We start from the raw sequence: 13,796 nt of genomic DNA on the forward strand, positions 1-13,796 counted from the left end.
CGCGGTGGGGGGACGCCGCCGGAGCAGTGGGCTCAGATCAGAATTCGACCTGGACGCCCAAGGTGAAGGCCCGGCCGGTGATGCCGTAGGCCGAGCTGTAGTTGTACGAGTTGCCGCTGTCCGTGCCGTCCGGCAGGAAGGGGCCGTAGTTGTTGAAGATGTTCTTGATCGTGCCGAACACCTTCAGTTGCGGGTTTTCGCGCAGCGGTTTGACGCTGACGCTCAGGTCGTGGCGCCAGTAGGCGTCGACATTCAGATACAGCGGATCGGTCCAGCCCATTTCGATGGCCTGCTGCTCGCGCTCCAGGCTGTCGACGACGTCGCCGATGTAGCGCGACGACCAGCGGACGCTCCACACGTCGTCATACCAGGACAGGCCGAACTTGGCCTCGTTCTTGGCCGAACCGACTTCGCCGACCGACTCGACCAGCTCCACCTTGTCGATGCTGTCGTATTCGGTGCTCAGCTCCAGACGACGGCTGTAGTTGACGCTGGCCTTGAAGGTGCCCGGCACCTGCCAGCGCTCCAGATCGAAGCGATAGGAGGCCGCCACGTCCACGCCGCGCGCCCGCGTCTCGTTCAGGTTCTGCTCCTGATTGAGGATGCGGACCAGTTGGCCCGTCTCGTCGCGGGTGATGGTGTCGCAGAAGACATTGTCCGCGCCCGCCGGGTCGAAATAGCAACCCAGCAGCAGGGCCGAGTTGCTCAGCGACGCGATGACGTCCGAGATCTTGATGTCGAAGTAGTCGACGCTGGCCTCGAAGCCTTCAAGGTAGGAGGGGCGATAGACGAAGCCGAGCGTCCAGGTGTCGGCGGTTTCCTCGAACAGGTCGGGGTTGCCGGCGTTGGGCGCCTTGATGCTGGTGCTCAGTTGCCGGAACGTGCCGTCGGTGTCGGCGGCGATCGCCGCGGCGATGCGGCTGTCGGCGCGGCAGTTCTGGGCCACGGTGCCGGTGGTCGTGGCCGTGACCCCGCTGCAGATGTCCACCACGCTGTCGGCGTCGTCACGGGGCGGCGAGAACAGCTCGCTGGTGTCCGGGGCGCGCTGGGCGCGGGCGTATTCGGTGCGGATGCGCAGATCGGGGATCGGCGACCATTGCAGGCCGGCGCGATAGCTGACCGTCGTGCCCACGGAGTCCAGATTGTAGTCCGCCAGGCGAACCGCGCCGTTGACCGTCAGGCGGTGGGCGAAGGGCAGGTCGGCCAGCAGGGGAACAGAGGCTTCGGCGAAGACCTCGTTCGCCTTGATCGTTCCCTCGAACTCCGGAAGGAAGGACGAACTGGCCAGGCCGCTCTGGATCAGCGGGTCGGTGCGCGTCTGGGTGTGGTCGCGGCGGCTTTCAAAGCCGAAGGCGGTCTCGATCGGGCCGGCCGGCAGCTCGAACAGGGTGCCCGAGACATAGCCCTCGATCGTGTCCTGACGGTTGGTCGGGCGGTAATAGGTATTGGCGCGAATATAGTCGGCCATTTCCGGGGTGATCGATCCCACCCCGAAAAGATTCAGCGGCACGCAGCCGTCGGCCCGCGCCTCGGCGCTGCGGCACTGGACGACGCCGTTGACCCGCTCGGAATCCAGGGCCCACTGAACGCGTTGCAGGTTCAGCGTATTGCCGCGGATCTGCTCGCCCGAGAACTTGCCGTAGCCGTAGGTCAGCTTCCAGTCCCAGTCATTGGGCAGGACGCCCTCGATGCCGACCCAGCCGCGAATGGTCTCACGCTCGTTGTGGATCAGGTTGGGGCCGACCTCGACGACACGGCGGCGAAAGTCGATGCCGGAGCTGGAGGCGGCCGACTTGATCTCGCTCGGGGCGAAGGGGTTCAGGGTGCGCGACATCCGCCCGACGGTGAACTCGTCGTTGACGCCGAAGGTGGTGGAGTTGCTGACCGTGGTCGGTTCGCGCGTGGAGTCCGTCGTCACGTTGGAATAGAGCAACTGGCCCCAGACCTTGAGGTTGTCGGTCAGGGCGTAGTCGAACTTGGCGGCGCCGTTCAGGTTGTCGCGCGGCGTAACGAGGGTGCCGTTCGGGCGGCTTTCATAGCCGTCGACCGCCGTGACCATGTTGGGCTTCAACCCGGTCTCGTCATAGAACCAGCGCCCGCTGATGAAGCGTCCGCCGGCGATGTTGGTCGACCGGTCGGGCGTGGTGACGGTGTTGCTGGCGGGCAGGTAGGCGATGGACTCCAGGGCGCGATCGCGATCCGTCGCCCGCAACTTGAACTGGCGGTCATAGGTGGCGCCGGCCATCAGATAGAGGCGGTCGTTCAGAAAACGGCCGCCGGCGCCGACGGAATACTCGATCGAGTCGCCGCCGCCGTCGTCGGTCGTGCCGCCGACGATGCGGGCGCGCACGCCGTCCAGATTGCGTTCGGTGATGATGTTGACCACCCCTGCGATGGCGTCGGAGCCATAGACGGCCGAGCCGCCGCCCGTCGTCACCTCGACGCGGTCGACAAAGAACTCGGGAATGGTGCTGAGGCTGACGGCGTTCTTGTTGCCGGCGTTGGAAACGGTGCGGTGGCCGTCGATCAGGGTCAGGGTGCGGTTTTCACCCAGGTTACGCAGGCTGATGGTCGACAGGCCGTTGGCCTGGGTCGCGGTCTGGCTGTTGGACAGGGACACGGCTTCCTCGACGCCGGGGATGTCCTGCAGGGCTTCGGCCAGGTCCATGTAGCCCTGCTCCAGCAGGGCTTCGCGCTCCATGCTGACGACGGGGGTGGCGGCGTCGAACACGTTCTTCAGGCGCGAGCCGGTGACGACGACCTCCTCGACCGTCGAGGCTTCCTCGTTCAGGGCCGAGCGTTGAGCCGGCTGGCGAACAATGGCCAGGGCGCCCGAGCTGTCGCGTTGCACGGTCAGGCCGGTGCCTTCCAGCAGGCGGCGCAGGGCGGTTTCGGCGTCCACGGCGTCGCGAACGCCCTGGGTGCGAACGCCGCGCACGTCCTCGGTCTTGTAAACCAGTTGCACGCCGGCCTGGCGCGCATAGGCGTCCAGCGCGCCCTTGAGCTCGCCTGACGGCAGGTCGAAATTACGGGTCTGGCCGCCGCCGCGCTCGCCAGGATCAAGGCGCAGGCGCTGCCGGTCAGCATGTGTCGCAGGAACGAAACCTTAGTCATGAAATCCCCTCGTCGCCCGGATTGGGCGCCCTCAAGGATTGTGACAAGATGAAGGCGGAAACCCCCTACATCCTATTCCGATATTTTTACAGTTTCCCCGTCGCGGGCGATTTCCAGCCCATAGGCGCTGCGCAGCAGGCGGACGAAGGCCTCGACATTGCCGGCCTCGAAACTGCCGCCGATCCGGATGTCCGCGGTGCGGGCGTCGCCCACGACCAACTGGGTCTCATTGTAGCGGTTGAACTCCTTGGCGGCGTCCGACAGCGTGATCTGGTCGAACACCAGCAGGCCCCGCCGCCAGGCGAGGTTGTCTTCCACGCGCTGGGACGTGGTGCTGCTCTTCAGGGTGGAACGGCCGTCGCCCATCGCCACTTCGTCGTGCACCAGGATGACGGGGGCCGGCGCCGAGGCGCTCTTGGGTCCGCTCAGACGCACGCGGCCCTCGGCCACCATGACGCGTACGGTGTCGCCGTCGCGCTTGATGCTGAAGCGCGTGCCCAGAACCTGGACGGTGCGATCGCCGATATGGACCGTGAAAGGGCGGCTGGCGTCGTGGGCGACATCGAAATAGGCCTCGCCCTGATCCAGCCAGGCTTCTCGGCCGTCAGGCGACATGGAGGCGCGCAAACGGGTCTGGGTGTTCAGATCCACGCGCGAGCCGTCGGACAGGGCCACCAGTCGACGTTCGCCGACGTCGGTCGCATAGACGGCCGGCCGGGGCCAGAGCGTCGCCGATACGGCCACGACCGCGAGCGCGGCGGCCAGTCCTACGGCCCAGCGGGGCAGGGGGCGACGGCGCGGCGCGCGACGCGTCTCGGCCAGGGTGTCCGCCAGGGTGTCGGGATTGCGCAGGGCGATCAGGCGTCCGGCCTTCTCCCAGCTGTATTCCAGGCGCCAGAAGGCGGCTTTGTGCGCGGCCGAGGCGTCCAGCCAGGCCGTCAGCTGCGCCTGCTCGTCATTCGACAGTCCGTCCGCCTGGCGGGCCAGCCATAGGGCGGCGATGTCTTCGATGTCGCTGTGCGGGGTCATGAGCGGCGCTCGCTCTTGGCGGCGGTCTTGGACGCGGCGCGACGGATTTTCCCCTGACCGCCCAGCATGTAGTCGGCCAGGGCCTTCAGGCCGTGGGCCAATTGTTGCTCAACGGTGCTGGCGCTGATGTTCAAGTGATCCGCGACTTCCTTGGTGGACAGGCCTTCTATGCGCCGCAAGGTCATGACCTGTCGGCAGCGCGGGGGCAACCGCTCCAGACCCGCCTGGACACGCCTCAATTCTTCGCGCGCCGTCAATTGTCGGTCAAGGTCCGCCGAGGCCGCCTCGGGGAAGGCGGATTCCAGATCCGCGACCAGGTCGAACGACACGATCTTGGCCCGCTTGGCCGTGTTGATCAGGTGGTTGCGCGCCGTGGCGAACAGGAAGGCGCGGGCGTTCAGCGGCAGTTGGCTGCGCGCGGCGGTATAGACCTTGGCGTAGATGTCCTGCCGTAGGTCCGCAGCGTCGCTCTCATTACGCCAGTTGCGACGAATGAAGCGTGTCAGGGCCGGTTCGAGCGGGAACACCTCTCGAAAGAACCAGGCCTTCAGGGCCTCGTCGTCAACCATGCCTGTTTCATCCTGCCAAGCCCGGCCGGATCGGCGCGCTGCATGTGTTCAGACAGTCCTGAACCGAAATTCCCCTACACGAACTTGGAAGGTCGTGGGTGGAAATCGCCAGGGGAGGGCCGTCGAGGTCTGGGCTTCAATGTTGGAAGAAGGATGGTGGACGCGACAGGGATTGAACCTGTGACCCCCTCGGTGTGAATTGTATTCAATCGATTTCAGGCTTTTTCAAACCGTTTCAAATCTTGTTATAAATTACTGTTTATATGTAGTTTATTGTTCCATTTTCGTTTCAGGGCATTTCAGGCAGTTTCGTTTTGGGCGCCCCCCTGGCGCCCCCCTTGATGTACTATGAGGGGGTCAGAAGTGATTTGGGGGAAAAGATGCCTCAGGATCCCGTGCGTACAGATCGTCAGATCGCCGCCCTCAAGCCGCGCGAAACGAGATACGAGGTGGCTGTCGCGGACAGTCGAGGCCTCTACATTCGCGTCTGGCCGACGGGCGCGAAAGGTTTCGAGCTTCGCTACACAGCCGAGAACGGCAAACGCCGTCGTCATGTGCTGGGCGCCTATCCCGATGTCACCTTGGCGGAGGCTCGTCGTCTGTCTGCTGCTGCCCGGGTCGCTGTCTTGGGCGGGACAGATCCTGTCGCCCAACGCAGTGCGCGTCGCGAGGAAGCAAGGACGGGAGAGACGCTCGAAGACTTGGCTGAGGCCTACTGGAGAGCGGCGCGCAAGGGGCTGCACGGCGGACGTCGACGTCCGAAGCAGGCGAGAACCATAGAGTCCGAACGTTCGCTGTTCCGTCGCTACATAAAGCCGGCTCTCGGCGATATGAGATTTGCAGCCATCAGGCGCACGGATATCCGTATCTTCATGCGGGACCTGGCGGCGAACAGCGGCCTTGCCCCCGCCAGTCTGGCCTCAGTCGGGGGCGTCCTTCTGGGCGTGCTGGGCTTTGCGGTTTACGAGGACCGCCTAGAAGCCAATCCGGCCTACGGACTGACCAGGCCCCTTGCGCTCATGCCCCGCGAACGGATGTTCGATGACGAGGCGCTGCGGATTCTCTGGAATGAGGCTTCGTTGGCGTCGCTCTCCCGGACGCCAGACGAAAAAACGGCCGGCAAACATGCCCGCCTCGACGCCCCCACGGGGCTGGCTATCCAGTTCCTGATGACGACCCTGACCCGACGGTCTGAAGCCGCCGAGGTGCTCTGGAGCGAGATCGACATGGACAGCGCCGTGTGGACGATTCCTTCGCACCGATCGAAGGCGCGACATGTTCAGGTGCTGCCCCTTCCAGACGAAGCCCTGGCCATCCTGCGGCGCGCGCGAGCGCTGTACCCGAAGAGCCCCTGGGTCTTCCCGGCGCCGCGCAACCGGACGGGTCCCGTGGACTCCCGCGCTTTGACGAGGGCCGTTGTCCGAACCTGCAAGCGTCGCAACCTGCCTGCGGGTTCGCCTCACGACGTGCGCCGCTCCGGTGCCACGACCCTGACTGGCAGGTACGGGGTAGGGCGTTTCATCGTCGGTCACCTGCTGGGCCATACAGTACGGGACGGCGCGACCGTCACGGGCGTCTACGACCGTTATAGCTACATGGCGGAGAAGCGGGCGGCCCTTCAGACCTGGGCCAGCCATGTCGCCAATCTGAAACCCTCCGGGCAGCGGGATCAAGCGGGTCAGCCAAGCTGGGATTAGAGCCCGCCTCCCCATATTCCATCCTCATCATCAGGACGGAGGCGATCATCTATGGCTGGAGGCTGGACCAGGGACGGCGCGGTGCTTGACCAGATTAACGACACTGTCGTTGACGGCGTCCTAACAGCACGCGCTCGTATTCCCAATGGGCCGGGGCGAGACGCCTGTCTCGAATGTGGCGACCCCATTCCCGAAGCCCGTCGCCGCGCCATGCCAGGGGCCGTGACCTGTGTTTCCTGCCAGTCCGGCAGGGATGCGCGGATTGTGACCGTCGGCATCAACCGACGCGGAAGCAAAGACAGTCAGTTGCGCTAGGCGCGCGGTGAGGTTCCATAGATAAGGCCGCTAGACGGAAGAAGACCTTCTTCGATCAGCCAAGACTTGAACGCCTGGGCTGCAGCGGCGTCCGCTATCTTCACCGCTTTTAAAAGGTGCGTATGAGGAATTCGAGCAGCCATAAGATAGGCGAGTGCAGCTTTTCGGGGTTCGGGGGCGCGAGGCATTTTAACAATCATCCCCGTGGAAACTCGACGACGGTTTTCGAGGTTCCATATCTTGGGGGCATGGAGCTTCTCCTTTGCCCCTGTGTCGGGTATCGGCCATTTGCGACACGCACGGCCTCCCGGGCGTAGAAGGCTCCATGGCGACCTATGATTTTATTGTGAGGGGCGTGGATCCCGAGACGGCCCACAGGGGCTCGGCCTCGACGGACGACGAGGCGTGGCGGGAAGCCATCCTCTTCCTTTCGGAAATGTTGCGCGAGAAGCCTGTGCGGGAAGGCGGCGCCTTTTCGCTTCAGGTCATTGTTCGGAATGAAGGTCGGGAAATCTGCCGGGTCGGCGCTTCGGCTCATTAAACGCCCAGCCCGAAGGCGAAGAAGACGACCGGTTACGCCAAAGGGGGGCAATCACGGAGCCGGCCGTCTGCCGATCTTCTCCCCAAGAAGAATCTGCATCCGGAAAACGTCGCGTCCGCCGTCGCCACTCCCTCCGTCGGGTTCCGGACTTATCGGCTCGTTTCGGAAGAGAAGCGGTCCTTCTGGCAAGCTTTTCCCTAGGGCCTGGAGCGAGACGGATGGCCCGGCGTTGCTCCGGTAGTCATCAGGAGCAGACACATGAGCATGCACGACCAGGCCTTCAGAACTGTGGAACTCCCGGCGCTTCCGGGAAAACTGGGTGAAATCGACGCTCTTCTACAGGCGGCCAGATCCTCCGGAGCCGCAACCGGGGAGCGCGCCGTGCTCCAGGAGATCGCGCGTATTATCGACCGCTCTTCTGAGGGGGACATCTATCAGAAGCCGCTCGGCTGAGCGGCGGCACCACGGCGTTTCCGGCGCAGTGTTCAAAACCCGACATAACCGCGAAAAGCGGACTTGATCGCCGATTTCAGCCGGTTTTCGAGCAAATTTGGAGGGTTCCGCTGGAGGTGCGGAAATTTCGGTCGGCAACCCTTCGGAGGGGCGATCCCTTGAAATCGCTCACAACGAAAGGCGCTTGAATGAAGCTGCTAATTCCCGCTCTCGCCGCGACGGCGCTGATGTTGACCGCGTGCGGAGACAATTCTCCGATCGCGGGCAGGTGGAAGGTCCCGTGGTTTCGGGGTCTGAAACGCCGCGCAATCCAGCCGTCGATACGGGCGGCGGCGATACGCTTACACCGGGAGCCAACTCCTTCACGGAGGCTCAGGCGCGTTCGGCGATCGAGAGGCAGGGCTATGTCGTCGCCGGCCCGTTGAGCCAGGACGCCCAGGGCCTGTGGAGCGCGTCCGCCACCAAGGACGGCGCCGAGGCCGTGGTCTCGGTCGACTACAAGGGCGTGGTGAGCGCCGCCGTTCCGGGTCGCTGACCCTTCAACGACAACTGATGTTCAAAGGAGCTCTCATGCCTGCTGTTACGCGTCTGTTCGACCACCACACCGAGGCCTTGGCCGCCGTCTCTGAACTCGAGGCCGCCGGCTTTGATCATTCGACCATCAGCATTGTCTCCAACAATGCGGAAGAATGGCATGATGGTCATCAACACAAGGACCATCCCGGCTCCGCCCTGGGCGACAGGAATGGCGACGGCGTCAACGACGTCGGCGAAGGGGCGGGCAAGGGTGCGGCTGCGGGCGGCGCCCTCGGCGCCGGCGTCGGCGTTCTGGCCGGCCTGGGCATGCTGGCGATCCCGGGCCTGGGGCCGGTCGTTGCGGCGGGTTGGCTGGCGTCGACGGCTGTCGGCGCCGCGGTGGGCGCGGCGGCCGGCGGCGCGACCGGCGGTCTTCTCGGCGCGCTCAAGGAAGCCGGCCACAGCGACGAAGACGCCCACGTCTATGCCGAGGGCGTCCGGCGCGGCGGCACGCTCGTCAGCGTCCAGGCGTCCGATGCGGATCGCGCCCGGATCGAGACCATTCTGGACAATCGTCGCGGCCTGGATGCTGTCACCCGAGGCGGCGTCTACCGCCAGGCGGGCTGGACCGAGTTCGATCCGCGGGGTGAACCCTATAGTCCGGAACAGATCAGAGCCGAACGCGCGCGCTACCGCTGACGCGGTTCAAAAAACCCGGGGCGTCTCTCCTGACCGGAGCGACGCCCCTCTTTTGTCGGCGAACTGCAGTGTCGCCCAGACGACATTTCCCGCCTGCGGCGGGGATTTCGGCGTTCCTGGTCTAGGCAAGGGTCGAAGACATGGGCGTCGTCATTTCTTTTCCAGACAGGGTCCGCCCAGGTCGCAGACGGCGCGCCTTGAGGTTAGGGGTTGTCGGCTTTTGCGCTGGCTTGCTCGTCGCGGCAGGCGTCGTTCTGGCGGGCCAGGATCTTCTTCGAGGAGGACGGGGCGGCCTCCTGAACGAGGCGGCAGGCTCAGCATCGGTCGCTCCGGTCCACCCTGATCAGGCGGCTGTATCCCGTTGATGAGCATCGTTGGAGACCAGGCTTGCAGATTCCGCAGGGCGTTGCGGGCCGACGACCATGGTCGCCGAGGGCGTCCTGCTGTCGCCGCAGCCGCAGGACACGGCGCGCAGACCGGCCAGGTCGAGGATCTGGACCCGTCCACGTCCGAACCGGACCAGACCGAGGGACTGCAGGCGTCCAGCGGCGGCGTTGACGCTGGTCCTCTGCACGCCGAGCATGGCGCCGAAATCGGCCTGGGTCAGCCGGAGGGGCGCGCCATTGGCCCCGCAATGGAGCCGGACCAGCCACTTCGCCAGCCGCTCCTGGACCAGGTGGGAGGCGTTGCAGGCCGCTTCGGCGGCCAGCCCGCTCAGTCGTCTGGAAGACTGCCGGGCGACCAGACGGTTGAGCCAGTCGCGGCCGAGGCCGTCGACGACGCAGTCAGCGGGCACCCGGCAAAAGGTGGTGTCGATCAGGGCTCTGGCCGTTGGCCGGTCGGCGTCGGGCTCAAGGGCGTGGTCCCATCCATGAACCGACCCGGCGACGACGGTCGCGACGCAGATGCGGTCGCCGTGCGGGAAGAGGCCCAGAACGCCTGCGAGAACAAAGGAGAGAAAGCCGGTTTCCACGAGGGGCTGGCCGGCAGGGATCGTCATCAGCCGGCTGCGAGCCTGTGCGATCGACTGGATGCTGCGCGGGAGCGCCTGGAAGACAGGATGGTCGACGAGGTCCAGGTGCGGTCGATGAAGACCGCAACCTGTATTGGTGAGGCTGATCATAGTTTGCATGTCGGACTCCTGAGCGCAGAGTGACGCCCCGGGCACAAGCCGCACTTACATGGGTTAGGAATAGAGCGAGGAAGTCTGAAATGCGCGAGCAGCCGACGTCGTTTTTTTCGCCAAGTCCGGCCCAGTGCATAAGGAACGAGCGCCCAGGCTTTGAATTCAACTTTGGGACCCGGAGGCGATATGACGCATTTCACCATTTGCTACAGCGCACGCGGGACCGGCGTGCTGAGAACCGAGCGCCTCCTGGCCGACGAGCAGGCGGCCATCGCACAGGTGAAACGCCGGTTGGGCGCGAGCAGGACGTTTCAGGAAGCCAGGGTGTACGAGGACGGGGAACTGCGGTTCAAGGTTTCGTCGGACGCCAGTGGGGCGCCGCCGGCGGCCGGCGGGCCCAGTTGGGTATCCTGACCCAAGGCCGACGGCGGGGCGACGGAACGCGTGCGGCGCATGAGGATTAACACGGCGACCCTTAACGCGAGGAGACCGTTCTGATCAGTCCCCTGATCCAGAAGCTGTCGCGCCGTGATGACCTTTCCGAGCCGGAGAAGGTGGTTCTGGGTGAGCTTCTTCAGCCGCCGGTCGTCATTCCGGCGGGAGCCGACATCGTCCGGCAGCATTCATCGCCCGGCTTCAGCACCCTGATCCTCGACGGCTTCACCGCCCGATATGTCGTGCTCATCAACGGTTCGAGGCAGATCACGGAACTGAACGTGCCCGGCGACTTCGTCGATCTGCACAGTCTGATGATGAACCCGATGGATCACGGGGTGGTTGCCCTCACTGCCTGCACGGTGGCGCGATGCCCCCATGAGGGCCTGAGCCGGCTGACAGAGACCGAACCCCATCTGACCCGGCTGCTCTGGATGGACACCCTGATCGACGCCGCCGTGCACCGGCAATGGATCGCAGGCCTGGGACGCCGGACCGCCGTGGCGCGCCTCGCCCATCTCCTGTGCGAACTCTATCGTCGCCTGGAGATTGTCCATCGCGCGGGTAGCGGAAGGATGGAGCTTCCTCTCAGCCAGGCCGTCCTCGCAGACGTCCTCGGGCTGTCGGACGTCCACGTCAATCGTTCCATCGCCCAGCTTCGGAGCGCGGAACTGGTCAAATGGACAGGACGCGCCATCGAGATCTGCGATTGGGACGGCCTGGTCAGGCAGGCGGAGTTCGACCCCACCTATCTGAGGCTGACAAAGGCTCCTGTCTAAATCTGGTCTAGTTCGTGGTTGTCGATCACGAGACCCGAGGAGGGAAGGCGATGGCTCCGAAATTTCCATAGGGAAACCGGTTCCGGCACGGGCACGTCCGAAAGACTGTCCAGCCCGGCCAGGCGATCCTTCAGGTCTGTGCCGAAATACTTGTCACGGGGCGGAGAGCCTAGAAGCTTGAAGGGTCCGTTCGACCCCTGTTCCAGGGCGGCGTGCTCTCGCCACAGGCGTCGCCATTGTCGGATCCAGGCGCGCGTCGCCAGGATCTCGACCGGAGTCGCGGCCTCCAACTCGCCGGCGATGACCCGCATCAGGTCCATGATCGAGATCAGGTCGTCCACGACCCCGCGGTCGATGTCGACATAGCGCGGGTACAGCAGTTCCTCGCGGATGATGGAGACCATGGCGAACAGCCGGCAGAGTTCGGCGGGGCGGTCCGCGCCCGTCTCCGATTCAAGATGGTCCTTGAAACGGCTGTCGAGATAGCGGAGCTCGGCAAGCATGTTCAGAACCTCCTTCTTTCGGGACCAGGGACGATATTGAAAGCCAATCGTCCGCGCCCCGGCGCCCAGAGTCCTCTTTTGGTCACTGGCGGAGGACGGGGCTCGGGGAAACCCAATGGATCCAGGCGGGCAGGCGGCGCTCCGGAACTTTGGCAACCCCTGCGGGAGGCAGGGATTGATTCAGGATGCAGAACCAGATCGTGATCGTGGGCGGCGGTGCAGGCGGCCTGGAGCTGGCCGCCCTTCTCGGACGCCGGCTGGGTCCCCACGAAGGGCCCCGGAAAGTGCTCCTCATAGACCGGGCGGTCTTTCATCTGTGGAAACCCTCCCTTCATGAAGTCGCGGCCGGCTCGCTGGACTCGAGGCAGGAAGGCCTCGACTATCTGATGCTCGCGCGTCGCAATCATTTCAGGTTCATGCTGGGCGAGGTCGAAGGCCTCGACCCCGTCGCGCGCCGCCTTCGTCTGGCTGAAACCCGGGACGTCGACGGCGCCCTGCTGATCGGGGCGCGGTCGCTGGATTTCGAACGCCTGGTTCTGGCTACGGGCGCCGGGAGCCATCTGTTCGACACGCCCGGCGCGGCGGAACACGCCTGTCTGCTCGAGGACGTGGCGGACGCGGAAGCCTTTCACCGGCGGCTCGCCGCGCTCTTCCTGTCATCCGCCTATGACGGTCGCCGTCTGCTCAGGATCGCCATCGTCGGGGCCGGCGCGACGGGGGTCGAACTCGCCACGGAGCTTCTGGAAGGACATGCGGTCCTGTCGGCGGCGCTCGACCCCACCGAGCGTTTCACGCTGGAGGTGACGGTGGCGGAGGCCGCGCCGCGCATACTTGGCGGTCTTCCCCAGACGGTCGCCGACAAGGCGGCCCGGGCCTTGCGGGCGCGGGGCGTCCGGCTCGTCGTCGGGGCGCGGGTAACGCGCGTCCGGGCCGACGGGCTGGAGACCAGCGCCGGCGAGATTCCGGCCGACCTGATTGTCTGGGCCGCCGGGGTGAAGGCGGCCGAGGTCAACAGGACCTTCGGCCTGACCACGGGGCGTCTGAACCAGTTCGTCGTGGACGATCGCCTCCGCACCTCCGCTTCCGGCGTCTACGCCATGGGCGACTGCGCAGAGGCGCCGGGGCCTGATGGACGCCCCGTTCCGGCCAGGGCCCAGGCCGCATCCCAGGAGGCCGCCTACCTGGCGAGAGCCCTTACGCGGCCCGGGGATCCCGCACCCTATCGATACCGCGACAAGGGCTCCCTCATCTCCCTCGGCCCGGGTCATGGGCTGGGCTCGCTGATGGGCGGACTCGTCGGCCCTGACTTCCTGATCGAGGGACTTCTCGCGCGCTGGGCCTACATGGCTCTTCACCTCGAGCACCACCGGGTTGTCGTCGGTCTGCGCAGAACCGTGCTGCTGGCCCTGAGCCGGTTGTTCCACCGCCGTGTCTCTGGGCGGCTCAAACTGCACTGAAGAAAGCCCCTCCTGGTCGGCCAGGGAAGGGCTCGGCGGGTCAGCCGCGCCGACTCGGCGCCGGTCGCCGGGGCGAGACCCGGTTGCGGGTCCGGCCGGACCGACGCATCAGGGGCGTCCGACCGAAGACGAAAGCGAGCAGCCAGCCAACAAGGCCGCCTGGTCGTATCGATGTGGATCCGGCATTCGACATGAAGCCATCCTGACCCTGTGCGCAGGGGCGCCCAACAACATGGGTTAGGAAGATCGGCGACGCCTGCGACCGATGGCACGTCGTCTTCGGACAGGCGGGCCGAATCCAGTTTGGGCCAAGGCGCCTTTGGCAGCGTGATCTGGAGTTTGCGCGATCAGGCGACTTGCGCGGCGGTCGCGCTCTAGGTCCGCGTCGAGGCGGCGGTGGAACGGGTGTCTCCGCCCGCATTCTGGCCGGCGCGGAAGATCCGGATGGGTTTCTTTTCCTCCAGACCGTCGGAGCGTCCGTCCGTGCGGGCCGGCGCCGTCACCGTGGGGTCGGAATTGTCCTCCGGGTTCGGTCGGGGCGGCTGGTCTGGGCTTCGGGTCAT

At 65.4% G+C, this 13,796-nt stretch carries 15 protein-coding genes; 9 read left to right on the top strand and 6 right to left on the bottom strand.

The genetic code is table 11. The features are described 5' to 3' along the window. Positions 1 to 37 precede the first annotated feature (37 nt). From ACR9FL_RS06405 to ACR9FL_RS06415, 3 genes are all read right to left on the bottom strand, one after another. Positions 38 to 2,965 carry a TonB-dependent receptor gene (locus ACR9FL_RS06405; RefSeq protein ID WP_436357759.1) on the bottom strand — a complete coding sequence of 976 codons (2,928 nt, stop codon included), beginning with the start codon at positions 2,963 to 2,965 and terminating at the stop codon, positions 38 to 40. Positions 2,966 to 3,186: 221 nt separating this feature from the next. Next, the gene (locus ACR9FL_RS06410) at positions 3,187 to 4,143 is read right to left on the bottom strand and encodes a FecR family protein (protein WP_436357760.1); all 957 of its coding nucleotides are present in this window, start codon (positions 4,141 to 4,143) and stop codon (positions 3,187 to 3,189) included. After that, the gene (locus ACR9FL_RS06415; RefSeq protein WP_296171897.1) at positions 4,140 to 4,712 is read right to left on the bottom strand and encodes an RNA polymerase sigma factor; all 573 of its coding nucleotides are present in this window, start codon (positions 4,710 to 4,712) and stop codon (positions 4,140 to 4,142) included. The genes ACR9FL_RS06410 and ACR9FL_RS06415 overlap by 4 nt, the downstream gene beginning before the upstream one ends. A 395-nt stretch (positions 4,713 to 5,107) precedes the next feature. Between ACR9FL_RS06415 and ACR9FL_RS06420 the strand changes: the two genes are divergently transcribed. The 6 genes from ACR9FL_RS06420 (at position 5,108) to ACR9FL_RS06445 (ending at position 8,933) form a co-directional block, all read left to right on the top strand. Continuing rightward, the gene (locus tag ACR9FL_RS06420) at positions 5,108 to 6,409 is read left to right on the top strand and encodes a tyrosine-type recombinase/integrase (protein ID WP_436357761.1); all 1,302 of its coding nucleotides are present in this window, start codon (positions 5,108 to 5,110) and stop codon (positions 6,407 to 6,409) included. Between the two features lie 51 nt (positions 6,410 to 6,460). After that, complete coding sequence (locus ACR9FL_RS06425) at positions 6,461 to 6,724, top strand: DksA/TraR family C4-type zinc finger protein (RefSeq protein WP_436357762.1); 264 nt, start codon at positions 6,461 to 6,463, stop codon at positions 6,722 to 6,724. Between the two features lie 436 nt (positions 6,725 to 7,160). After that, positions 7,161 to 7,265, top strand: a complete 105-nt coding sequence (locus tag ACR9FL_RS06430) for a hypothetical protein (protein WP_436358126.1) — start codon at positions 7,161 to 7,163, stop codon at positions 7,263 to 7,265. 258 nt (positions 7,266 to 7,523) lie between these two features. Next, positions 7,524 to 7,718, top strand: coding sequence for a hypothetical protein (locus ACR9FL_RS06435; RefSeq protein ID WP_436357763.1), 195 nt, complete (start codon positions 7,524 to 7,526; stop codon positions 7,716 to 7,718). Between the two features lie 280 nt (positions 7,719 to 7,998). Beyond that, complete coding sequence (locus tag ACR9FL_RS06440; RefSeq protein ID WP_436357764.1) at positions 7,999 to 8,253, top strand: hypothetical protein; 255 nt, start codon at positions 7,999 to 8,001, stop codon at positions 8,251 to 8,253. Positions 8,254 to 8,288: 35 nt separating this feature from the next. Continuing rightward, positions 8,289 to 8,933, top strand: a complete 645-nt coding sequence (locus ACR9FL_RS06445; protein ID WP_436357765.1) for a hypothetical protein — start codon at positions 8,289 to 8,291, stop codon at positions 8,931 to 8,933. A gap of 343 nt (positions 8,934 to 9,276) precedes the next feature. Here ACR9FL_RS06445 and ACR9FL_RS06450 read toward each other — a convergent pair whose 3' ends face one another. Further along, complete coding sequence (locus ACR9FL_RS06450; RefSeq protein WP_436357766.1) at positions 9,277 to 10,065, bottom strand: Crp/Fnr family transcriptional regulator; 789 nt, start codon at positions 10,063 to 10,065, stop codon at positions 9,277 to 9,279. Between the two features lie 180 nt (positions 10,066 to 10,245). Here ACR9FL_RS06450 and ACR9FL_RS06455 point away from each other — a divergent pair, with 180 nt between their 5' ends. Both ACR9FL_RS06455 and ACR9FL_RS06460 read left to right on the top strand, forming a co-directional pair. Next, positions 10,246 to 10,473: a hypothetical protein gene (locus ACR9FL_RS06455; protein ID WP_436357767.1), complete on the top strand. Its 228-nt coding sequence runs from the start codon at positions 10,246 to 10,248 to the stop codon at positions 10,471 to 10,473. Between the two features lie 140 nt (positions 10,474 to 10,613). Then, positions 10,614 to 11,273, top strand: coding sequence for a Crp/Fnr family transcriptional regulator (locus tag ACR9FL_RS06460; RefSeq protein WP_436357768.1), 660 nt, complete (start codon positions 10,614 to 10,616; stop codon positions 11,271 to 11,273). Here the strand turns inward: ACR9FL_RS06460 and ACR9FL_RS06465 are convergent. Continuing rightward, on the bottom strand, positions 11,270 to 11,776 hold the full coding sequence (locus ACR9FL_RS06465) for a hypothetical protein (RefSeq protein ID WP_436357769.1): 507 nt from the start codon (positions 11,774 to 11,776) through the stop codon (positions 11,270 to 11,272). The genes ACR9FL_RS06460 and ACR9FL_RS06465 overlap by 4 nt on opposite strands. 185 nt (positions 11,777 to 11,961) lie before the next feature. Between ACR9FL_RS06465 and ACR9FL_RS06470 the strand changes: the two genes are divergently transcribed. Then, positions 11,962 to 13,233 (top strand): NAD(P)/FAD-dependent oxidoreductase, encoded by a 1,272-nt coding sequence (locus ACR9FL_RS06470; RefSeq protein ID WP_436357770.1) that lies wholly within the window; start codon positions 11,962 to 11,964, stop codon positions 13,231 to 13,233. Positions 13,234 to 13,607: 374 nt separating this feature from the next. On the opposite strand, the gene ACR9FL_RS06475 is transcribed toward ACR9FL_RS06470, so the two are convergent. Beyond that, positions 13,608 to 13,796: a hypothetical protein gene (locus ACR9FL_RS06475; protein WP_436357771.1), complete on the bottom strand. Its 189-nt coding sequence runs from the start codon at positions 13,794 to 13,796 to the stop codon at positions 13,608 to 13,610.

This window comes from Brevundimonas sp. CEF1 (assembly GCF_051353055.1).
Classification (GTDB): Bacteria; Pseudomonadota; Alphaproteobacteria; order Caulobacterales; family Caulobacteraceae; genus Brevundimonas.